A 22,412-nucleotide genomic window follows, 5' to 3' on the forward strand; every position below is an offset into this window, starting at 1 on the left:
GGCCGGCCCACCCCCGACCGAGGAAACCCACATGAGAAGAACAATCCGCCTCACGGTCGCCCTGCTGGCGGCCCTCACCCTCGCCGCGGGCACCCCCGCCGCGGCCCGGCCCGCGCCCACCACACCGGCGTGGACGCCGCTGGCCTACACCTCCGCGCCCGCAGACAACCCGCTCAAGGGCTTCATGCCATACGCGGGCAGCTACCAGACGTTCCCGTACAGCATGGAATGGTTCTACCTGCCGGTGCGCGACGTGATGACCGGCCCGAACCAGTTCCGCTGGGACGCCGTCGAACGGCAGCTCAACGCCATCGCCGCCCGCGGCCACCAGGCCGTGTTCCGGTTCTACCTCGACTACCCGGGCAAGCCCACCGGCATCCCGCAGTACCTGCTGGACCAGGGCCTGGACACCCACGCCTACGACGACTTCGGCAACAACGGCGTCAGCGTCGCCCCCGACTACAGCGACCCGCGCCTGGTCAGCGCTCTGCAGAACTTCATCACCGCGCTCGGGCGCAGGTACGACGGCGATCCGCGCATCGGCTTCCTCACCCTCGGCCTGATCGGCTTCTGGGGCGAGTGGCACACCTGGCCCTACGACGGCTGGACCAAGCCGGAGAACTGGATGCCGTCCACCGAGATCCTCACCGGCATCCTGAACGACTTCGAGACCTCGTTCGACGAGACCCGGCTGCTGGCCCGCTATCCGAGCGCGCAGAACAAGGAGCTGGGCATCGGCTACCACGACGACTCGTTCGCCTTCGAGACGCTGCCCGTGCAGTCGTGGCACTTCGTGCAGCGCCTCATCGACGAGGGCGTCACCGACAAGTGGCAGCGTGAGCCGATCGGTGGCGAGCTGCGCCCCGAGATCCAGTCCTGCCTGTTCGAGCATCCGGTCAGCTGCGGGCAGTACGAGGACTTCACCCAGTCCGTCGACCAGACCCACATCAGCTGGATGATCAACCACGCGGCGTTCGCCCCCGACGGCTACACCGGCGACGAGTACTTCCGCGCCCTGGCCGCCGCCAAGTCGCTGGGCTACGAACTGACCGTCACCGAGGCGGCGCTGTCCCGCGACCGCGTCTCGGTGCGCGTGGCCAACCGCGGCACCGCGCCCTTCTACTACGACTGGCGCGCCGAACTGGCCGCCGTCGACAGCCAGGGCCGTCTGGTGAAGCGCTGGAAGACCGACTGGACCGTGACCGGCATCCAGCCCGGCCAGGACCCCGCCGAGCTGACCAGCCGCATCGACACCCGCGGCCTGCGCCCCGGCAGCTACGACATCGTGCTGCGCGTGGCCAACCCGCTGCCCAACGGCATCCCGTTGCGGTTCGCCAACACCAGCCAGGACATCCACACCGGCTGGCTGCACCTCGGAGCCGTCACCACCCGCTGACGACGCCGACGCACCACCGCACCACGGCGCCGCCGGCACCCCGTCGGCGGCGCCCGCACCGAACCCCTTGCTGTTCCTGCACTTCGTCCCGAAGGGAACAACGGTTCATGCCATCCGTACGCAAGCTGCTCGCCACCACGGCGGCAGCGCTGACGATCGCGCTGGTCGCCACCAGCGCGGCCGCCGCACCCGCGGGTCCGCCCGCCCGGCCGCCCGCCGGACCCGGCCCCGACACCAGCCTGACCACCCACACCTACACCTACGCCGACGCCGCGCTCGGCCAGCCGCTGAAGGGGTTCGCCCCCTATCTCTTCCCCGGTGACAACCTGTCCACCAAGTACCCCGGCGGCCTGGTCTGGAGCTACTTCGCCCTCAACGAGGTGATGAAGGACCCGGCCGACTGCGCCAACATCGACTGGAGCGTGTTCGAGAAGGCGCTCGACGAGGCCGCCGTCTGGAGCCGCCAGACCGCGTTCCGCTTCTACCTGGAGTACCCGGGCGGCAGCGGCACCCACCCCGGCAACGGCATCCCGCCGTGCCTGAACGGCAAGATGGCGCTGCGCACCAACGGGTTCTGGGGCACCGTCAGCCCCGACTACGACGACCCGGACGTCATCAGCGCGCTGGTCACCTTCATCAACGCGTTCGCCGCCCGCTACGACAAGGCCGGGCCGGGCGGCACCGCCGACCCGCGCATCGGGTTCATGTCGCTGGGCCTGGTCGGCCTGTGGGGCGAGTGGCACACCTGGCCGTATGACCGCGACCTGGCCGACGGCTACCCGAACCTGATGCCGACCGACACCACCATCCGCACCATCATCGGCGCGTACGACACCGCGTTCGACAACATCCAGCTGGAGGTCCGCTACCCGCTCGCCGGCACCGAGACGGCGAACATCGGCTTCCACGACGACTCCTGGCCGTACAAGGAGTTCCGCAGCGGCGGGCAGCTCAAGAGCATGACGCTGCCGATGTCGATGAACGGCTGGGAGGACGCGTTCCTGCAGCTGCAGCTCAACACCGGCACCGAGAACCGGTGGGTCACCCAGTCCATCGGCGGCGAGGCCCGGCCCGAGATCCAGGGCACCCTCTACGCCAACTGGCCGGGCGGGTCCGGGCAGGTCGACGACGTGCTCGCGGCGACCGAGCTCACCCACATCACCTGGATGATCAACCAGACCGGCGCGGGCGGGTACAGCACCAGCGACCCGAAGGTCTCCGCCGGTGTCCGCAAGATGGGCTACAACCTGCACATCCCGCAGGCCAACTTCAACGCCACCGCCTCGGGCACCTTCAAGGTCGGCGTCACGATGCAGAACGACGGCGTCGCCCCGTTCTACTACCCGTGGACGGTGCAGCTCGGCCTGCGCAACAGCGCGGGCACAGTCGTGAAGACCTGGGACACCAGCTGGGACCTGCGCACCGTGCAGCCCCTGAAGATCCGCGCCTTCCCGGACTGGAACGTGGGCGCCGACCCGAAGTACCTCGACTTCGGCCGGCCGGTCAACTTCGCCACGACCGTCAGCACCGCGGGCGTGCCCGCAGGCGCTTACAGCCTGGTCCTGAAGGTGCGCAACCCACTGGAGGCGGTGACCCAGGACGTGCTACGAGCCCGTCCCGCCGCCAGCAGGCTCACCGACTGGATCATCGATCAGTGGCGGCCGCGCCTGCCGCTGTCGTTCGCGAACAGCAACCAGGGCGCGGACGGCTGGGTGAACCTCGGCGCGGTCAGCACCTCGGGGACCTGCACCGGCGACTGCGCCGCACCGTCGGTCCCGGCGAACCTCGCCGTCACCGGCGTCACCGACACCAGCGTGTCGTTGTCCTGGTCCGCCTCGACCGACAACGTCGGCGTGACCGGCTACCAGGTGCTGCGCGACGGCGTCCAGGTCGGCACCCCGACCGGGACGACGTACACCGACAGCGGGCGCTCGCCGGGACAGACGTACCAGTACACGGTCCGGGCGGTCGACGCGGCGGGCAATGTGTCCAATTCGTCCGCAACGGTGTCGGCGACGACCACGGGCTGCGCGGGTGACTGCACTGCCCCGAGTGCTCCCACTCTGTCCTCGTCGGGCAAGACCGACACGAGTGTGTCGCTGTCGTGGACGGCATCCACGGACAACGTGGGCGTGACGGGCTACGAGGTGTTCCGGGGCGGGACGCTGGTCGGCAGTCCGACGGGCACGTCGTACACCGACACCGGGTTGACCGCGTCGACGGCCTACAGCTACACCGTCAAGGCACGTGACGCGGCGGGCAACCGGTCGGCGGCCAGCAACACGGTCGCCGTCACCACGAACGCGGCGCCGCCGCAGCCCACCGGCCTGGTGCTCGACAACTACGACGGCACCCCGGCTTACCCGTCGGCGAGCCAGAACGATCTGGGCAAGTGGACCGGCGGCAACTGCTTCCTCGACGGCGGTGGTTCCGGCGTCGTGACCGGTGGCGCGCTGAGCCTGCGCTACAACAACTGCGGCTGGTTCGGCTCCGACGTCGGCGTGGACCTGTCCTCGTACACCTACCTGGTCGTACGCATCAAGGGCACCGCCGGTGGCGAGCAGGCCCACTTCAACCTGGGTCTGGGCGGCTCGACGAAGGTGTTCGGCGATTTCACCCTCGACGGCGGCGCGCATCCGGTGATCACGACGTCCTACCAGGACATCAAGATCCCGATGGTCGCCAACGGCATCAACCGCAACAGCCCGTCCCAGCTGGCCATGGGCTTCTGGTACGGCGGCAACTCGACCATCACCATCGACCACATCTCGTTCCAGTGACCGCCCGGCCGCCTGGCAGGGCTCCCGACCCGGCCAGGCGGCCTACCCTCCCGATGCACAGGAAGGCTGCCATGCCCACCCGCTTCATGCGGATGTTCACCGCGACAACGTTACTGGCCACCGTCGCCGCCGTGGCGCTCGGTGCCACGCCGGCCCAGGCCGCGACCGTCACGTACTCGGCCGACCTGGCCACCGCGTTCGCCAACCCGGAGCGCGGTTACCACAACCGCTACGAGATCATCAACGACCCGGCGGTCAACGACTACGTCAACGCCGCCACCATCCCCGGCTTCAACCCGGACCTGCTCGACCGGACCTTCGCCCGCGCCAAGGCCAACGGCAACACCCTGGTGCACAGCTACCTGCACCTGGACAAGTACAAGACCCAGGCCCTGCCGCAGGCGCTGCTCGACAACCTCGCCTCCGGCCTCGCCGCCGTCCGCACCGCCGGGATGAAGATCGTCCTGCGGCCCGCGTACACCTGGGACGGCTACGCCAGCGTCGCCGAGTCGCAGATCCTCGCCCACATCGCCCAGGTCAATGCCGTGATCAGCGCGAACGCCGACGTCGTGCTGCACCTGGAGACCGGCTATCTCGGCGCGTGGGGGGAGTGGCACACCGGCACCCTCACCAACTCGTCCTCGGTCGAGGAGGCGCCCGCCCGGTACCGCATCGTCAAGAAGATCGCCGACACCACCCCGGCGAGCATCCCCCTGGCGATGCGCTACCCGATCTACATCAAGGAGATGATCGACCCGACGTCCTGCGTCGTGCCCGAGGGCTGCGGGCTGACCCAGGCGCAGAAGGACCGGATCAGCTTCCACAACGACTGCTTCCTCGCCGACGTCAACGACATGGGCACCTACGACAACCCGTCCTGGATGGGCTGGTACTACATCGAGCAGAAGAAGCAGTGGATGTACGACCTGGCCACCTCGACCGGGTTCAACAAGATGGTCGGCGGGGAGACCTGCGGCTCCGACGGCTACAACGACGCCGCCTGCGTCAACGCGCAGACCGAGATGAACAGACTCAACTTCACCGAGATCAACGAGGACTACGCGGCCGTCAACACCGACAAGTGGAAGGCCGCCAACCTCGCCGCGAGCGGCAACGACCCGGCCGAGACCTGCTTCACCCGCATCAAGCGCAAGATGGGGTATCGCCTGAGGCTGCTCGACGCCACCTTCCCGACCACCGTCGCCCCCGGCGGCAGCCTGGCCCTGACCGCGCACCTGAACAACGACGGCTGGTCCGGTCTGATCAAGAGCCGGACCGCCTACCTGGTGCTCGACAATGGCACCAACCGCTACAACCTGCCGCTGAGCAGCGTGGACCCGCGCAGCTGGTTGGCCGGCGCGAGCACCGTCACCGCGAGTGTCACCGTGCCCGGCGGCGCGGTCGCGGGCAACTACAAGCTGGCGCTGTGGCTGCCGGACCCGACCGCGGCACTGCAGTCCCGGCCGGAGTACTCGATCCGGCTGGCCAACACCGGAACCTGGGACGCGGCCAAGGGCTACAACGTGCTCGCGTCCTCGGTCACCGTAGGCTCCTGCACGGGTGACTGCACGGCCCCGTCGACGCCGACGGGCCTGACCGTGTCCGGCGTGACGAACACGAGCGTGTCGCTGTCCTGGTCGGCGTCGACGGACAACGTGGGCGTGACCGGCTACCAGGTGTTCCGTGGCGGTGTGCAGGTCGGCACCGCGTCGGGCACGTCGTTCACCGACTCGGGCCGCTCGCCGGGGCAGACGTACCAGTACACGGTCCGGGCGGTCGACGCCGGGGGCAACGTGTCCGGGCAGTCGGCGACGGTGTCGGCGACGACGACGGGCTGCTCGGGCGACTGCACCGCGCCGAGCGCGCCCACGCTGTCGTCGACCGGCAAGACCGACACGAGCGTGTCGTTGTCGTGGACGGCGTCGACGGACAACGTGGCCGTGACCGGCTACGAGGTGTTCCGGGGCGCGACCCTGGTCGGCAGCCCGACGGGCACCTCGTTCACCGACACCGGCCTGACCGCGTCCACGGCCTACGCCTACACGGTCAAGGCCCGGGACGCCGCCGGCAACCGGTCGGCGACGAGCAACACGGTCACGGTCACGACGGATGCGACGCCGCAGCCGCCGACCGGGCTGGTGCTGGACAACTACGACGGCACCCCGGCGTACCCGTCGGCGAGCCAGAACGACCTGGGTAAGTGGACCGGCGGCAACTGCTTCCTCGACGGCGGCGGTTCCGGCGTCGTGACCGGCGGGGCGCTGAGCCTGCGCTACAACAACTGCGGCTGGTTCGGCTCCGACGTCGGCGTGGACCTCAGCGCCTACACCTACCTGGTCGTGCGCATCAAGGGCACCGCCGGCGGCGAGCAGACCCACTTCAACCTGGGCCTGGGCGGGTCGACGAAGGTGTTCGCCGACTTCACCCTCGACGGGGGAGCACACCCGGCGATCACCACTGCGTACCAGGACATCAAGATCCCGATGGTCGCCAACGGCATCAACCGCAATTCGCCGTCCCAGCTGGCCATGGGCTTCTGGTACGGCGGCAACTCCACCGTCACCATCGACCACATCACCTTCCAGTAAGCCGACACCGGCCGGTCGGGCGCACCCGCTCAAGGCGCGCCCGACCGGCCCCTTACGACGGATCTGAGAATTTTGCCAGTTTTGTCATCTCGGCGCGGTCACCTGGGCAGAATGAGCACGAAGGCTCCCTGGTGGCGGAGGCGTGGCAATCATGTCGAACGTAGATCTGGCCCGGATTCAGTTCGCGATGACGTCGATCTACCACTTCATCTTCGTGCCGATCACCATCGGGCTCGCCTTCCTCACCGCGATCCTGCAGACCGTCTGGCACCGCACCGGCCGCGACGAGTACCTGCGGGCGACGAAGTTCTTCGGCGTGCTGCTGGTGATCAACGTCGCCGTCGGCGTGGTCACCGGCCTGGTCCAGGAGTTCCAGTTCGGCATGGACTGGTCGGCGTACTCCCGGATGGTCGGCGACGTGTTCGGTGCGCCGCTGGCGATGGAGGGCCTGGCCGCGTTCTTCCTGGAGTCGACCTTCCTCGGCCTGTGGATCTTCGGCTGGGGCAAGCTGTCGCCGCGCATCCATCTCGCCGCGATCTGGCTGGTGGCGCTGGGCGCCGCCGGGTCGGCGGCGTTCATCATGGCCGCGAACTCGTGGATGCAGCACCCGGTCGGCTACGAGATCAACCCGACGACCGGCCGTCCCCAGCTCAACGACATCTGGGCGGTGATGACCAACCCGGTGTTCCTGTGGGGGTACGCCCACGTGCTGCTCGCCGCGACGGCCACCGGCTGCGCCCTCATGCTCGCCGTGTCGGCCTGGCACCTGCGCCGCAAGTCCCACCCCGAGGTCTTCGCCCCCACGGCCAAGCTCTCGCTCATCGTCCTGGCCCCGACCATGATCTTCGCGATGTTCGTGGGCAGCGAACTCGGCGTCGTCGAGGCCAAGTACCAGCCGATGAAGATCGCCGCCGCCGAGGCGCAGTGGGAGACCTGCCAGCCGTGCTCGTTCTCGATCATCCAGATCGGCGGGGGCAAGCAGGACCAGACCCCCACGAAGATCATCGAAGTGCCGCACATCCTGTCGCTGCTCGCCACCAACCACTGGAACGGCCAGGTCATCGGGCTCAACGAGATCAACGCCCAGTACCAGCAGCAGTACGGCCCCGGCGACTACGTGCCCAACGTGTTCATCCAGTACTGGGCCATGCGCGTGATGGCGTACACCGCGGTGGTGGCCTTCCTGCTGTCGCTGTGGGGGCTGTGGGTGATGCGGCGCAAACGGCTGGAGACCGCGCACCGGTTCCTGGGCGTCGCCGCCTGGGCCGCGGTCCTGCCGTTCCTGATGAACACGGCAGGCTGGATGCTGACCGAGAACGGCCGCCAGCCCTGGATCGTGCAGGGCCTCATGCTGACGAAGAACGGCGTCTCACCGTCGGTCAGCGCCACCACCGTCGCGATCAGCCTGACCATCTTCTTCCTGCTCTACAACGCGCTGACCGTCGTCTGGCTGGTGCTGATGCTGCGCTACGCCCGCAAGGCCCCGCCGCCGACCGTGCCCGCCGAAGACGACGTCCCCGCGCCTGAGCCGACCTTCTCCCGCTGAGGCCGCCATGACACTCGCCGACCTGTGGTTCATCGCCGTCGCCGTGCTGTGGACGGGCTTCTTCATCCTGGAGGGCTTCGACTTCGGGGTCGGCATGCTGCACGGGGTCGTCGGGCGCGACGACGCCGGACGGCGCATGGCGGTCAGCTCCATCGGCCCGCTGTGGGACGGCAACGAGGTCTGGCTCGTCGTCGCCGGCGCGGCCATGTTCGCCGCCTTCCCCGGCTGGTACGCCACCATGTTCTCCGCCCTCTACCTGGCCCTGGTGCTGGTGCTGGTCGGCCTCATCGTGCGCGGCATGTCCTTCGAGTACCGCGACAAGGACAAGCACCCGCGCTGGCGGCGCACCTGGAGCGTGCTGCTCACGATCGGCAGCGTGATCGCCCCGTTCCTGCTCGGCGTCGGGCTCGGCGACCTCCTGCACGGCCTGCCGATCGGCGCGGACCAGGAGTTCGCGGGCACGTTCGCCGACCTGCTGCCGCCGTACTCGCTGTTCGTCGGCCTGACCTTCGTGCTGCTGTGCGCGCTGCACGGGGCCACGTTCCTGGCCCTGAAGACCACCGCCGACGTGCGCGAACGGGCGACCCGCCTGACCCGCCGCCTCGCCCCGGTCACCGCGCTCGCGGTGCTGGTCTACATCACCTGGTCCCACGTCATCTCGGGCAAGGGCTTCCTCCCCAACGTCATCGAGATCGCCGCGGTGCTGGCCGTGCTCGCCGCCGCCTGGCTGGCGGGCGACGGCAAGGAGGGCTGGGCGTTCACCGCCACCACCTTCGCCATGGCCACCAGCGTGCTGGTCGTCTTCACCAACCTGTATCCGCGCGTCATGGTCTCCACGATGGGCGCGGCCAACGACCTCACCCTCGCGAACACCGCGTCCGGCTCGTACGCGCTCAAGGTGATGACCGTCGTCCTGGTCGTCATGCTCCCGGTCGTCATCCTCTACCAGGCCTGGACGTACCACGTCTTCCGCCAGCGCGTCACGGCCACCGACCTCGGCGACGAGTGACCTGCCCCGCCCGGGTCCTCGGCCTGGCCGCGTGATCAAAAGGCGCTACGATCGCCGGGTTCCGGTCTTGGGGGAGGACAGTTGACAGACACCGCCGTCACTCCTGTGGTCGGCAGGCGGCGTGCGCGGGTCGCTATCGTGCTCGCCCGCTGTGTCCTCGGCGTCGTCTTCGTGGTGTCGTGCGGTCTGCTGCTCGTCCGGCTCGCCGGGCTGGACGCGGGAACCCCGCTGGCCGTGCCCGTGGTGCTGGTCCCGTACGCGGCGGTGCTCAGCCTGCTCGGACTGGGCGTTCTGCTCGCCGTCCCCGGGTTGCGCTCGCGCTGGGCGGTGATCGCCGCCGCCCTGCTCGTGGCCGGCCAGGTCGCGGTGCTGGCTCCCCGGTTCCTGCCGGACGGGCGGCAGGTCCCGCCCGGGGCGGTCGAGTTGCGGGTGGCCACGATCAACGCCAACGTCGGCGGCGCGGACCCGCAGGAACTGGTGCGCCTGGTCCGCGAGGAGCGCATCGACGTGCTCGCCGTGCAGCAGCTGCCGACCGCGGGCATCGCCGCGCTCACCGAAGCCGGGCTGGACAGGCTGCTGCCCCACCACGAACTGCGCCCCGAGTACGACTCCTCGATCTACTCGCGGTTCCCGCTGTTCCTCGGCGGCCCGCTGCACGCCGACACGGCCTGGCCGCAGACCACCGCGGCGGTGACCGTCGGCGGGCGCACCGTACGCCTGGTCGCCGTGCATACCTACTACCCGGTCGGCGACCCGGAGCGGTGGACCCGGGACATGGCCGCGCTCGCCGACGTCGCCCGCATGGCCGGACCGGACATGGTGTTCCTGGGCGACTTCAACGCCACGCTCGACCACGCCCCGATGCGCGACCTGCTCGCGGCGGGGCTGGCCGACACCCACGCCGAGCTGGGGCGCGGCTGGGCCCGCACCTGGCCGGTCGGCAGGACCCTCGTACCGCCGCTGGTGCAGCTCGACCACGTGCTGCACGGCCCCGGCCTGGTCGGCGTCTCCGCCGGTGAACGGACCGTGCCGGGCACGGACCACCGGGCGGTCGTCGCCGTGCTCGCCCTGCCACCCGCGTAGCGTCCACACCGCACAACGGGTGCCCGGTCAGCCGGACAGCACGCGGGCCAGCCGTTGCCGGGCCGCGTTGGCGGCGGGGTCGCCCAGCTCCTCGTAGATGTCTTTCGCCCGCTGCCAGGCCTCGGCGGCGGCGGGCCGGTCCGCCAGCTGCTCGTGTGCCTCGCCGAGCCGGGTCAGCGTCTCCGCCTCGTGGTAGCGGTTCGCGGATTCCCGGAAACGCTCGATGGACTGCTCGTAGCACGTCACCGCCTGGGCCAGGTCGCCGAGCCGGTGGTGCGCGAAACCGAGGCTGTCCAGCGTCGCCGCCTGGCCCACGCGGTCGGCCATCCGCCGCTGCCGGGTGAGCGCCTCCGCGCAGTCGGCGATGGACTGCCGGTAGTCGCCGTTGAGGGCGTGCAGGTAGCCCTTGGTGTTCAGGGCGCGCGCCTCGGCGTAGCCGCTGCCGATCAGCCGGGAGACCCGCAGCGCCTCGACGCTGTGCGCGAGAGCCTCCGCCAGGCGCCCGCGCGCGGTGCAGTGCTCGGTCAGGTGGCGCAGGGTCAGCGCGAGACCGTCCAGGTCACCGATCTGCTCGTACAGCTTGAGCGCCTGCCGCACATGGTGCTCGGCGGCATCGTGGTCGCCGAGCCGCATGAGCGCGCGGGCGAGCATCCGGCCGGCGAGCGCCTGTGCGGGCAGATCGCCGATGCGCTCCGCGGCGAGCAGGGCGGCCTGCTGGGCGGCGAGCTGCTCCTCGAACAGCCCGCGCGGGGCGAGGTACGCCGCCAGCGCCCAGGCCAGCGGGCCTGCGTACCGTTCGAAGCCGGTCTCGACGGCCTGCCGCAGCACCCGCAGCAGGACGGGATGCTCTGCCGCGAACCAGGCCACCGCTGCGGCTCGATCCGGGATCGGCACGTGGAGGTTCGCCGCCAGTGCCGGCACCGGGTCGACCGACGTCCACGTCGGCTGGAGCAGCAGCGCCGCGGGATGGGCGCTGTGCAGGTAGTGGTCGAACAGGCGGCTGCTCGCCGCATGCCTGCTGCCGGCGGGCTCGGACGCCTGCGCCAGCTCGGCCGCGTACGACCGGAGCAGGTCGTGCAGCGCGTAGCGCCCCGGCTGGTGCTCGGTCAGCAGATGGAGCCGGGTCAGCTCGTGCAGCAGCGGCACCGCGGCGGCTCGGGGCCGCCCGAGCAGCGCCGCGGCGGCGTCGCCGGTCATGTCGGGGCCCGGATGCAGGCCGAGCAGGCGCAACAGGTGTGCCGCGTCCGTGCTCAGCGCACGGTGCGACCACGAGAACACGCGCCGGACGTCCCCGTCGGCCAGCGCGGCAAGCCTGCCCTCGGCCGGACGCAGCTGCGCCGCGACGGCTCCGAGCGGGAAGGCGGGTTTGCCGGCCATCCGCGCGGCCACCAGCGACAGGGCGAGCGGCAGGCGGCCGGTCGCCTCGATCAGTTCGGCGGTGGCCGCCGGTTCCGCGGCGAGCCGGTCCGTGCCCAGCCGACCGCGCAGCAGGTCCGCCGACTCCTCGGCGGTGAGCACGTCCAGCGTCAACGGCCGCGCCCCTTCCGTGGCCACGAGGCTGCTGAGCTGGTCCCGGCTCGTCACGACGACGACGCACCGGCCCGCGCCGGGCAGCAGCGGGCGCACCTGGTCGGCGTCGCGTGCGTTGTCGAGCACGACGAGCAGACGTCGGGTGGCCAGCAGGCTCCGGTAGAGCCCGGTCCGGGCGTCGGTGGTGCTCGGGATGCGGCCGGTCGGCACACCGAGGGCCTCCAGGAAGGCGACCAGCGCGTCGGCCGGGGACACGGCGTCGGCGTCGTCGTAGCCGCGCAGGTTGACGTACAACTGGCCGTCGGGGAAGTGCACGGCCGCGCGGTGGGCCCAGTGCAGGGCGAGGGTGGTCTTGCCGACACCGGCCATGCCACTGACCGCGGTGATGCCCACTCCGGAGGGTCGCGCCGCACCGTGGTCGAGCTCGTCGTCGAGCCGGGCCAGCTCGGCGCCGCGGCCCGCGAAACCCGCAGGCACCGACGGTAGCTGCCGGGGTGGCGCGTACGCCGTGCCGGAGGGGCGACCGCCGGGCGATGCCGGCCTTGCCGCGATGCGGTGATGGAGGATGTCGTCGTGCAACCGGGTCAGCTCCGGCCCGGGGTCCATCCCGGTCTGCTCCGCGAGCACGTGCCAGGCCTGCCGGTAGGCCGCGAGCGCGCCCGAGACGTCGCCGATCTGGTACAGGCACGTCATCAGTTGCGCCCAGGCCCGCTGGCGCAGCGGATGGCGGTCGAGCAGGGCACGCAGCCGCGGGATCACCACGGCCGGCTCGCCGAGCGCGATCCGCGCCACCGCGTAGTCCTCCTCGGCCAGCAGCCGCCGCTCCTCCAGCTGCCCGACCCTACCGCTGAGCAGGCGCGGCACCGGCAGCCCGGCCAGCGCCGAACCGCGCCACAGCGCGACCGCGGCGGCAAGCTCCGCCTGCGCGCTCGCGGGGTCGCCGCCGGTCAGCGCCGCCCGGCCCCGCGCCGCGGCGGCGTCGAACCGGTCCACGTCCCGCTCACCGGGCTCGACCCGCAGCAGGTAGCCGCCCGGTGTGGTGCGGATGCGGCGCTCGGCGCGCTGCTCCCCGGCCAGCGCCAGCCGCAGACCGCGCACATAGGTGCGCACGTTCGCGGCCGCGGATGCGGGCGGCCGGTCGCCCCACAGCATCGCCGTCAGCTCGTCGGTGCTGATCGCCTCAGCCGGCCGCAGCAGCAGTGCCGCCAGGATCAGCTGCTGCTTCGTCGATCCCAGCGGCACCGGCCGGTCGTCCCGGGTCACCGCCAGCGGGCCGAGCAGGTCGAAGTGGACGGACAATCCTCACCTCAGCGTGCAGTGCGCCGGGGGTCGCGGCCCACCGGTTGTACGGCGATGTGCGCGGGTTGTAGGTCGGCCACCGTACCATCCTGCCGCGCCTGATCCTTCGAAACACATCGATCACCGCGCGACTTTCACGCGCCTGACACCCCCGTTCGCAGGCACGGCCTGCCGCACTGAGAGGCACCCCCTTGTCCAGAGGACTTCTGCGCGCCGTTACCGGCGTGTGCGCCCTGCTGCTGGCCGTGTCGGCGGTCGGGGCCGGCCCGGCCCAGGCAGCCGGCCCGATGCCCTTCTTCCAGCTGCCGTTCCCGTGCGGCGAGACGTGGCGGCTGGCCACGTACGCCGGTCACGACGACTACGACATCGACATGACGTTCACCGGCGGCGGCAGCAGCGGCCGTCTGATCCTGGCCGCGGCCGGCGGCACCATCAGCGCCGGTTGGAGCAGCGGCGGCGGCAACTACGCGGTCATCGACCACGGCGGCGGCTGGCGCACCACGTACATGCACATGATCCAGCCGGCCATCCAGAGCTCAGGCTGGGTCAACGGTGGGACCCCGATCGGCTGGGTGGGCAGCACCGGCAACTCGACCGGCCCGCACCTGCACTACGAGGTGACCCGCGACGGCGGCAAGACCGAGGCGTACTTCAACGGCTCCCCGTCGGGCATCACCTCCGACGGCAGCGCCGCCACCGGACCGATCTACGTCAGCGGGCCGGTGTCGCCCGCCCGCAACGTCACCAGCGCCAACTGCAACGGCGGCCAGCAGGTGTACGAAGCGCACAGCGCGAACGGCTGGCGCATGCTGCCGGTGTCCGGCCCCAGCGGACCGGTGACCGCGTCGGCCACGGCTGCCATCGCGGTCGGCAGCACCAAAATCATCTACAGCAGCAAGGGCGGCCAGATCTTCGAGGCGGGCAGCAGCACCGGCTGGAACAACCTGTGGACCGGCATCAACGGGGCGCAGGGCACGGCGCTCGCGGCGCTGAACCTCAACGGCGAGAAGCTGATCTACACCGTGGTCGGCGGCTACGTGCACGAGGCGAGCAGCAACAACGGATGGCGCAACCTCAACACCAACATCGGCGGCGTGAGCAACTCGTCGATCGCGGTCATCGCGCTCAACGGCGTCAAGTACATCTACAGCATCGTCGGCGGCTACGTGCACGAGGCGCACAGCGCCAACGGCTGGCGCAACCTCAACACCGGCGTGCCCGGCTCGGCCGTCGCCGCGATCACGGTCGGCACCACGAAGATCCTGTACGTCGTCAACGGCGGCTCGGTGTACGAAGCGGCCAGCAACGCGGGCTGGGCGAACGTGTGGACCGGCATCTCCGGCGTCTCCAGCGCCACCGTCGCGGCCGCGAACCTCAACGGCGAGAAGCTGATCTACACGATGGCCGGCGGCTACGTGCACGAGGCGAGCAGCAACAACGGATGGCGCAACCTCAACTCGGGCGTCACCGGCTCGCGGACCAGCGTGCTGGCCCTCAGCGGAGTGAAGTACCTCTACTCCAACTGAAGACCCGGGCCGGAGCCGCCGTCCGAACCATGCCGGAAAGCGGCTCCGGCCCGCAACTTGGCGAGGTCGCACTAGCTGACCTTGCTGGATGTGCCGGGGGGTTACGACGGGATATTGACAGCGTTAATTGAGAGCCCTAGGGTCTGGGCACCGGCCGTGAAATGAAACGTTTTAATCGACGCGATCTTCTCATAAGGAGTCGCCATGCACCGTCCCGATCCCGCACCCAGCCCCCGAGGACGCGTGGCAGCCGTCCTCGCCGTCCTGCTCACCGCCACCGCCGTCCTGTTGGCCGTACCCGCTGCCGCCGCCACCCCGGTCAGCGTCAGCGGCGCGCACTGGATCTGGTATCCCGAAGGCGACCCGCGCACCACCGCGCCCGCCGCCCACCGCTACTTCCGCAAGACCTTCACCGCGCCCTCCGGCACGGTCACCGACGCGCAGCTCGTCGTGACCGGCGACGACACCGTCGACGTGTGGCTCAACGGCAAACCCCTCGCAGGGTCGCCCCGGGCCGTCGACTCCTGGAAGAACGCCCTCTACATCGACCTGGCCCCCGCCCTGGTCAGCGGCACCAACACCCTTGCGATCGCCGCGCAGAACACCGCGTCGGGCCCGGCGGGCCTGCTCGGCCGGGCGCAGGTGACCACGGCGGGCGGCACCACCGACCTGATCACCGACGGCGGCTGGAAGGCGTCGCAGAGCCCGGCGACAGGCTGGGAGCAGCCCGGCTTCAACGACAGCGGCTGGCCTGCCGCCATGGACCTGGGCGCCTACGGCGTCGCCCCGTGGAACAGTTCCGTTGTCGCACCGGCGGGCTCCGGCACGTCGCCGTTCGCGGTGGGGGAGGCGACCGTCGAGCGGCGCGTCAACCCGCTGGGCGTCGACGCCGCCGTGCCCCGGTTCGGCTGGAAGCTGACCTCCGGCACCGGGCAGCAGTTCCAGGCCGCGTACCAGGTGATCGTGGCCAGCAGCAGCGCCAACGCGGGCAGCGGCACGGGCGACGTGTGGGACAGCGGCCGGGTCGTCGGCCGCCAGGCCGTCGATGTCGCCTACGCCGGTCCCGCGCTGACCTCGCTGCGCCGCTACTACTGGCGCGTGCGGGTCTGGGACACCCACGGCCGCGTCAGCGCGTACAGCACCACCCAGTTCTTCGAGACCGGCCTGCGCAACCCCGCCTCCGAGTGGCAGGCCTCCTACATCGGCCAGCCCGCCGTCACCGACGGCCTGAGCGGCGCCAGCTGGATCTGGTATCCCGAAGGCGACCCGATCGCCGGACTCCCGCCGATGACCCGCTACTTCCGCCGCACCGTCAGCCTGTCGACCGCGCCCACCCAGGCGAGCCTGGTCGTCACCGGCGACGACACCGCCGACGTATGGGTCAACGGCACGCAGGTCAGCAGCTCGCCGCGGGTCGTCGACTCGTGGAAGCAGGCCACGGTCGTCGACCTGGCCGGGCGGCTGACCGCCGGGAACAACGTCATCGCGGTCGCCGCGCAGAACACCACCCAGTCGCCGACCGGTGTCATCGCCAAGCTCACCATCGGCGGCGGCACCACCGCCACCACCGACGCGAGCTGGAAGGCGTTCCAGTCCGGCCCGTCGGGCTGGCAGCAGGTGGGCTTCAACGACAGCGCCTGGCCCGCTGCGCGGGCGCTCACCGCGTACGGCACCGGCCCGTGGGGCTCCAACGTGGTCGTACGCCGCGCCGCACCGCTGCTGCGCAAGGGTTTCACCATCAGCAAGGCGGTCGCCTCGGCCCGCCTGCTGACCACCGCGCTCGGCCTGCACGAGACCCGGCTCAACGGGGCCAAGGTCGGCGCGGACGCGCTCGCACCCGGCTGGACCGACTACAACAAGCGCCTGCAGTACAAGGTGTACGACGTCACCGGCCAGCTGCGGCAGGGCACCAACGCCCTCGGCGCGTGGCTGGGCAGCGGCTGGTACTCGGGCAGCCTCGGCATGGCCGGTTCGCAGCGCTACGGCACCCAGCCGTGGTACTCCGCCCAGCTGCACATCAGCTACACCGACGGCACCAGCGCGGTGATCCGCACCGACAACACGTGGAGGGTGACCACCGGCCCGATCCGCGCCGAGGACCTGTACGCCGGTGAGGAGTACGACAACCGGCTCACCGTCAACGGCTGGGACGGCCCCGACTACAACGACGCCTCATGGGCCACCGCCACGGCCCGCACCGGCACCGCACCGCGGCTGGTGTCGCAGGTGGACAACGGCGTCACCGTGCAGAGCGAGCTGCGCCCCCTCTCGCTCAACCAGCCCAAGCCCGGCGTATGGGTGTTCGACCTCGGCCAGAACTTCACCGGCTGGAACCGCCTGCGGGTCACCGGCGCGGCCGGGATCGTCGTCACCATGCGCCACGCCGAGGTGCTCAACGCCGACGGCACCATCTACACCGACAACCTGCGCGCCGCGGGACTGGCCACCGACCGGTACACCCTGGCCGGCACCGGCGCCCAGGAGGTCTGGACCCCGCGGTTCACCGTGCACGGCTACCGCTACGTCGAGGTCACCGGCTTCCCCGGCACCCCGAACCTGGACACCGTCACCGGCCTCGCCGCCTGGACCAGCGCCTCCCAACCGGGCACGCTGACCACCTCCAACACCCTGATCAACCAACTCCAGCAGGCGATCGTCTGGGGGCAGCGGTCCAACATGCTGTCCATCCCGACCGACTGCCCGAACCGCGATGAGCGGCTCGGCTGGACCGGCGACATCGCCTCCTTCGCGGCCACGTCCACGTTCAACATCGACATGCAGGCGTTCCTGGACAAGTTCGCCGACGACCTGGTCGACGCCCAGCACGCCGACGGCGCGTTCACCGACACCGCACCCGACGCCTGCTGCGGCGCGGGCACCGCCGGCTGGGGCGACGCGGGCGTGATCGTGCCGTACACCCTCTGGCAGCGCTACGGCGACCTCAACGTCGTCAACCAGCACTTCGACGCCATGGCCCGCTGGGTCGACTACCTGCGGTCCACCTCCGGCGCGGACCTGATCCGCAACACCGGCGGCTACGGCGACTGGCTCAACGTCAACGACGACACCGCCCGGGACCTGATCGCCACGGCGTTCTTCTCCTGGTCGGCGCGCCTGGTGTCGCGGATGGCCGCGGCCACCGGCCGCACCGCGCAGGCGAGCAGCTACGGCACGCTCGCCGACCAGGTCGCCACGGCGTTCACCAACCGCTGGGTCGCCGCCGACGGCACCGTGGCCGGCAACACCCAGACCGGGTACGTGCTGGCGCTCGCGTTCGGGCTGCTGCCCGCCAACCGGGTCGCCGGGGCGGTCAACAAGCTCGTCGCCGAGGTCGCGGCAGCGGGCGGGCACCTGACCGTCGGCTTCCTCGGGGTCGAGAACCTGCTGCCGGTGCTCGCCGACAACGGGCGGGCCGACATCGCGTACCAGATCCTGCTGCAGCCCGGCTATCCCGGCTGGGGCTACATGCTCAGCAAGGGGGCGACCACGATCTGGGAGCGCTGGGACGGCATTCAGACCAACGGCGCGTTCCAGACCCCCGGAATGAACTCCTTCAACCACTACGGCCTGGGCTCGGTCGGGGACTTCCTCTACCGGCAGGTCGGCGGCCTGTCCGCGGCCAGCCCCGGCTACCAGACGCAGCTCGTCGCGCCGCGTCCCGGCGGCGGGCTGACCTCGGCGAAGTCGGCCATGCAGACGCCCTACGGGCAGGCGGTCAGCGACTGGTCGGTGTCCGGCGGGGTGCTCACGCTGCGGGTCACCGTTCCGGCGGGCACCTCGGCGACGGTACGGGTCCCGGCGACCTCGGCCGCCGCGGTCACCGCCCCGGCGCAGGCCGTGCCGTTCGGCTACGGCCAGGGCGCGGCGTCCTACCACCTGCCCTCGGGCAGCTACGTGTTCACCGCCCCGGCGTGACCCCACGTCGCTGAACCAGGGACCGCCCCGGCCCGTCCGGGGCGGTCCCGCCCGTCGATACGTGCTACCGTTCGCGCATGATCGCGCGTCGACAGGGCTGGTGGCCCGCCACTTAGGCGGTCACTCCCTGCACGCGTACACCGCGGCCGCCTCCGGACGAGGCGGCCGTCGTCGTTGACAGGCCTCGACCGGTCGGCTCGACCTTCGAGGACTGACGATGACCTGGACCACGATCCTCTCCACGCTGCTGGCCCGACGTGATCTCACCGCCGCCGAGTCCGCGTGGGCGATGACGCAGATCGTGCGCGGCGAGGCCACCCCGGTGCAGCTCGCCGCATACCTGGTCGCGCTGCGCGCCAAGGGGGAGACGGCCGTGGAGGTCGCCGGTGCGGCGGACGCGCTGCTGGCCCACGCCGCGCCCGTCGACTTTCCCGGCCCGGCGGTGGACATCGTCGGCACGGGAGGCGACGGCACCGGGGCCGTGAACATCTCCACCATGGCGGCGATCGTCGTCGCGGCGACCGGGCTCACCGTCGCCAAGCACGGCGGTCGGGCGGCCTCGTCGACCTCGGCCGGTTCCGGTGACGTCATCGAACGCCTCGGCATCCCGCTCGACCTGCCGCCCGCGCGGGTCGCGAAGGTGGCCGAGCAGGCGGGGATCGCCTACCTGTTCGCCCCGGCCTTCCACGCCGGGATGCGGCACGCCGGGCCGGTACGCCGCGAACTGGGCGTACCGACGATCTTCAACGTGCTCGCGCCGCTGATCAACCCGGCCCGGCCCGCGTACGCGCTGGTCGGGGTGGCCGACCCGCGGTTCGTGTCGGTGCTCGCGTACGTGCTGGCCGGGCGCGGCTGCCGCGCGCTGGTCGTCCGCGGCGACGACGGCCTCGACAAGCTGTCCACGGGCACCACCTCGCAGGTCGTGCACGCGCTGCTCGCGGGGGAGCGCGGACCGGTGCGCGACGCGGTGCTGCTCAACGCGGCCGCGGCCTGCGCGACGGCCGACGGGGACGGCGATCTGGACGAGCGGATCGCGGCCGCGCTGATCCGCTGCGCCGCCGCGATCGACACCGGAGCGGCCGAGGCGACCCTGCACCGCTGGATAGCCGCCTCCAGCTGCTGATTCCCGCAACGGGCCTACGGGGTCCATCTCCTCGCCCCAGGGTGGCCGCGCAGCGTGGATCGACAGCACGAACCCCGGCGACCACCTGAATCGTTCAACAGTTCAGGTGGCCCGAGGATCCAATGCCGACGGCGGGCCAACTGCTGAGACAACACTCGCATCCGCGTCGGCGACCGGACCAGACGTCCGGCCTTCCACCACGGCGCTGAGCCGGTCGATCGGGTGATCGTCTCGCATATGGCCCTCCCGCGATAGTTCGCCGACCGGCCTCGTACCGGTCGCTCCGGTTCGCTCAGCGAGGGGTCAAGCCCAGGTCCCATGTACCACGGATATAGCAGTAGAACTGGGGCGGCTCGTCGGCCGGCCGTGCGGCCGACCAGGCGGCGGTGATCTCGGCCCATGCCGGTTCGGCCGGATCGAGGTTGTGGCCGAGTATCTGGTAGGCGAGGTCATCGCCGTTCTTGGCCGCCGACACCAATACTTCGTAGGCCGCCAGGTCGTCGCCGCGGTCATGCAGCACGGACGCCAGATTCGTCGCGGCGTATCGGTCGCCGTCGGCGACTGCTCGGCGGAACATCGCTTCCGCTCGCTGATCCTGCCCGGCGTCGGCCAGGACGTTGCCGTACGTGTTGGCTGCTCCAGGCACGTCGCCGATCGCCTGCGCGAGCAACTCCTCGACCTCGACGATGACGTCCTGCCCATCGCGGCCGCTCTCGTGCCACAGGAACTCGGCCAGCCGCACCAGCGCAGGTCGATGCCCGGCCGCTATCGCGTCGCGAAGAAGCCGCTCGGCCTCTTCCTCATGACCGCCCTGCGAGGCGAGGTCGTCAGCCCGGTCGAACCACACCTGAGCGTCGTTCACGGCAGCCACGATATGCGACCCTGCGCCGCCGCACAGACCAGCGTTCCGCCCGGCGGCGCATCAGCAAACCCCTGAACCGGCGCCAATCCCGGCCCGCCTTCGGCATACAACCGGATCTAGATGTTTTTTGGTCGTCCAGGCGACAACAAATCATCTAGATCCGGGGCAGGTCATGGGGTTTCCTGTACTCGATCTTTACTGCTGTCCAGGATCGCTTGCAGGAAAGCAGGGGGTAGGTGTCTGCGGGCATCGAGGATCTCCAGGCCGAGGATGCGGCCCTCGGCGTCGGCATCCAGGTTGAACATGCCGTCCGCGGGGTTGAACGGAATCGTCTGCTTCGCTGCCCCGGATGCGATGGGGTGATCGAGGTAGATGAACGCCGCATCGGCTTCGCTGTCGTAGGAGCAGACCAGCGGGATTCGCGCCTTGATGTACATGGCCGTCAGGCCGGCATGGAACCGGTTGTCACCGCTGCCCCGCCGCGCGGTTACCGCGTCTCGGCGGCTTGATCGGGTGCGGTCTCCGGCTCGGCGGCGGGTCCAGCCATCGGGATGTTGCGCATGCTGAGCACGAGGATCAGCGCCACGCCGCCGACCAGCGCGATGTCCGCGACGTTGCCCACGAACGGGCCGTAGTCGATGAAGTCCACAACGTGGCCGCGCATGAAGCCGGGCTCGCGGAACAGCCGGTCGAGCAGGTGGGTGAACGCCCCGCCGAGCATCATGCCGAGCCCGATCGCCCACGCCCGCGACTGCACCTTGCGGGAGACGTAGGTGATGGCCACGACGGCCGCGGCCGCGATCAGCGTCAGCACCCAGGTGTACTCGGTGCCGATCGAGAAGGCCGCTCCCGGGTTGTAGGTGAGCCGCAGCTGCAGCAGGTCGCCGATGACGTCGATCGGCGCACGGCCGGTCAGTTCCGCCACCGCCCACCACTTGGTCAGCTGATCCACCACCACCAGCACCGCGGCCAACACGAGCACCAGCACGAACAGCCGCGGGCCGCGGCGCTCCGCAGCCGGGACGGTGGAAGCAGACTGCCCTGTTGCCATCACGATCTCTCCGTACACCGTTGACCGACTCGCCGGCTGGCAACCTTAACCTACGCGCGAGTCGCCCAGGCAGTAGTGATCACAGGGCGGGCACCGCACCGGTCGGGACGTGCTCATGGACTGCCTCCCGGAACCAGGTCACCCGGGGAGCCTGGGACAGCCGCCGCCGCCCGCAGTGATCATCCGGGGGCGGCACGTATTACCGATTCGTGCATAACATCTCAAAACCATACGAGACACTGGCATCGGGGTATGTCCACCGCTGACGTGAAGGGTGCGTTACGTGCTGATTCTTGCGATCTTGGTGTGGGGCTTCCTGGTCGGCTGGCTGGCGTGGTTGATCGTTCGCGGCGGTGGTTTCCGCGAGGTCCGCTGGCCGCAGGCGGTGGCTGCCGGCCTCATCGGCTCCTTCGTGGGCGGCCTCGGCATCAGCCTGCTGAGCGGCGACGGCCTGGCCCTGCGCCCGTCCGGCCTGATCGGCTCGGTCATCGGAGCCGTCATCGTGCTCCTGATCTGGGGCGCCCTCCAGCGCCGCCGCGCCCGCTAACCCACCGCCTCCCCTCATCCCACCGCGACGATCTTGCGCGACCTGTGGGGACGACACGCTCGATTCCGGCGTATCGGCAACAGTTCGCGCAAGATCGTCGCGATCTTGGGTCAGGGGTTGGCCGCGGTGACCAGTTGCGCGATCGCTTCGAGGGTCA

14 protein-coding genes are annotated in these 22,412 nt (G+C 70.6%); 10 read left to right on the top strand and 4 right to left on the bottom strand.

Annotated elements, in window-relative coordinates; genetic code table 11:
* The first annotated feature begins 31 nt into the window (after positions 1-31).
* The 6 genes from ACFQO7_RS21020 to ACFQO7_RS21045 all read left to right on the top strand — a co-directional run bounded on the left by ACFQO7_RS21020 (position 32) and on the right by ACFQO7_RS21045 (position 10,402).
* Positions 32-1,396 carry a DUF4832 domain-containing protein gene (locus ACFQO7_RS21020; RefSeq protein WP_376807926.1) on the top strand — a complete coding sequence of 455 codons (1,365 nt, stop codon included), beginning with the start codon at positions 32-34 and terminating at the stop codon, positions 1,394-1,396.
* 107 nt (positions 1,397-1,503) lie between these two features.
* Entirely contained in the window at positions 1,504-4,176 is a 2,673-nt protein-coding gene (locus ACFQO7_RS21025) for a fibronectin type III domain-containing protein (protein ID WP_376807927.1), read from the top strand.
* A gap of 71 nt (positions 4,177-4,247) precedes the next feature.
* Positions 4,248-6,764, top strand: coding sequence for a DUF4832 domain-containing protein (locus tag ACFQO7_RS21030; RefSeq protein ID WP_376807928.1), 2,517 nt, complete (start codon positions 4,248-4,250; stop codon positions 6,762-6,764).
* Positions 6,765-6,915: 151 nt separating this feature from the next.
* The gene (locus tag ACFQO7_RS21035) at positions 6,916-8,310 is read left to right on the top strand and encodes a cytochrome ubiquinol oxidase subunit I (protein WP_376807929.1); all 1,395 of its coding nucleotides are present in this window, start codon (positions 6,916-6,918) and stop codon (positions 8,308-8,310) included.
* A gap of 7 nt (positions 8,311-8,317) precedes the next feature.
* On the top strand, positions 8,318-9,319 hold the full coding sequence (cydB, locus tag ACFQO7_RS21040) for a cytochrome d ubiquinol oxidase subunit II (RefSeq protein WP_376807930.1): 1,002 nt from the start codon (positions 8,318-8,320) through the stop codon (positions 9,317-9,319).
* 81 nt (positions 9,320-9,400) lie between these two features.
* On the top strand, positions 9,401-10,402 hold the full coding sequence (locus ACFQO7_RS21045; protein WP_376807931.1) for an endonuclease/exonuclease/phosphatase family protein: 1,002 nt from the start codon (positions 9,401-9,403) through the stop codon (positions 10,400-10,402).
* A 27-nt stretch (positions 10,403-10,429) separates the two neighbouring features.
* Here ACFQO7_RS21045 and ACFQO7_RS21050 read toward each other — a convergent pair whose 3' ends face one another.
* Complete coding sequence (locus ACFQO7_RS21050; RefSeq protein ID WP_376807932.1) at positions 10,430-13,231, bottom strand: AfsR/SARP family transcriptional regulator; 2,802 nt, start codon at positions 13,229-13,231, stop codon at positions 10,430-10,432.
* 191 nt (positions 13,232-13,422) lie between these two features.
* On the opposite strand from ACFQO7_RS21050, the gene ACFQO7_RS21055 reads away from it, so the two are divergent.
* The 3 genes from ACFQO7_RS21055 (at position 13,423) to trpD (ending at position 19,795) form a co-directional block, all read left to right on the top strand.
* Positions 13,423-14,757 carry a M23 family metallopeptidase gene (locus ACFQO7_RS21055; RefSeq protein ID WP_376807933.1) on the top strand — a complete coding sequence of 445 codons (1,335 nt, stop codon included), beginning with the start codon at positions 13,423-13,425 and terminating at the stop codon, positions 14,755-14,757.
* A gap of 204 nt (positions 14,758-14,961) precedes the next feature.
* Complete coding sequence (locus tag ACFQO7_RS21060) at positions 14,962-18,672, top strand: family 78 glycoside hydrolase catalytic domain (protein WP_376807934.1); 3,711 nt, start codon at positions 14,962-14,964, stop codon at positions 18,670-18,672.
* A 217-nt stretch (positions 18,673-18,889) separates the two neighbouring features.
* Positions 18,890-19,795 (top strand): anthranilate phosphoribosyltransferase, encoded by a 906-nt coding sequence (trpD, locus tag ACFQO7_RS21065; RefSeq protein WP_376807935.1) that lies wholly within the window; start codon positions 18,890-18,892, stop codon positions 19,793-19,795.
* Between the two features lie 292 nt (positions 19,796-20,087).
* Here the strand turns inward: trpD and ACFQO7_RS21070 are convergent, their stop codons facing one another.
* From ACFQO7_RS21070 to ACFQO7_RS21080, 3 genes are all read right to left on the bottom strand, one after another.
* Positions 20,088-20,657, bottom strand: a complete 570-nt coding sequence (locus ACFQO7_RS21070) for a tetratricopeptide repeat protein (RefSeq protein WP_376807936.1) — start codon at positions 20,655-20,657, stop codon at positions 20,088-20,090.
* A 170-nt stretch (positions 20,658-20,827) separates the two neighbouring features.
* Positions 20,828-21,094, bottom strand: coding sequence for a DUF2283 domain-containing protein (locus ACFQO7_RS21075; RefSeq protein WP_376807937.1), 267 nt, complete (start codon positions 21,092-21,094; stop codon positions 20,828-20,830).
* A 50-nt stretch (positions 21,095-21,144) separates the two neighbouring features.
* On the bottom strand, positions 21,145-21,708 hold the full coding sequence (locus tag ACFQO7_RS21080; protein ID WP_376807938.1) for a signal peptidase II: 564 nt from the start codon (positions 21,706-21,708) through the stop codon (positions 21,145-21,147).
* 283 nt (positions 21,709-21,991) lie between these two features.
* On the opposite strand from ACFQO7_RS21080, the gene ACFQO7_RS21085 reads away from it, so the two are divergent.
* Positions 21,992-22,255, top strand: coding sequence for a GlsB/YeaQ/YmgE family stress response membrane protein (locus ACFQO7_RS21085; protein WP_376807939.1), 264 nt, complete (start codon positions 21,992-21,994; stop codon positions 22,253-22,255).
* Positions 22,256-22,412 lie beyond the last annotated feature (157 nt).

The organism is Catellatospora aurea, from assembly GCF_042663325.1.
Lineage (GTDB): Bacteria > Actinomycetota > Actinomycetes > Mycobacteriales > Micromonosporaceae > Catellatospora > Catellatospora aurea.

Excerpts from the sequence above, each read along its gene's own strand:
- ACFQO7_RS21080 (WP_376807938.1), bottom strand. The coding sequence starts at position 21,708 with ATGGCAACAGGGCAGTCTGCTTCCACCGTCCCGGCTGCGGAGCGCCGC.
- ACFQO7_RS21020 (WP_376807926.1), top strand. The coding sequence starts at position 32 with ATGAGAAGAACAATCCGCCTCACGGTCGCCCTGCTGGCGGCCCTCACC.
- ACFQO7_RS21035 (WP_376807929.1), top strand. The coding sequence starts at position 6,916 with ATGTCGAACGTAGATCTGGCCCGGATTCAGTTCGCGATGACGTCGATC.
- cydB (WP_376807930.1), top strand. The coding sequence starts at position 8,318 with ATGACACTCGCCGACCTGTGGTTCATCGCCGTCGCCGTGCTGTGGACG.
- ACFQO7_RS21075 (WP_376807937.1), bottom strand. The coding sequence starts at position 21,094 with ATGTACATCAAGGCGCGAATCCCGCTGGTCTGCTCCTACGACAGCGAA.
- trpD (WP_376807935.1), top strand. The coding sequence starts at position 18,890 with ATGACCTGGACCACGATCCTCTCCACGCTGCTGGCCCGACGTGATCTC.
- ACFQO7_RS21030 (WP_376807928.1), top strand. The coding sequence starts at position 4,248 with ATGCCCACCCGCTTCATGCGGATGTTCACCGCGACAACGTTACTGGCC.
- ACFQO7_RS21025 (WP_376807927.1), top strand. The coding sequence starts at position 1,504 with ATGCCATCCGTACGCAAGCTGCTCGCCACCACGGCGGCAGCGCTGACG.
- ACFQO7_RS21060 (WP_376807934.1), top strand. The coding sequence starts at position 14,962 with ATGCACCGTCCCGATCCCGCACCCAGCCCCCGAGGACGCGTGGCAGCC.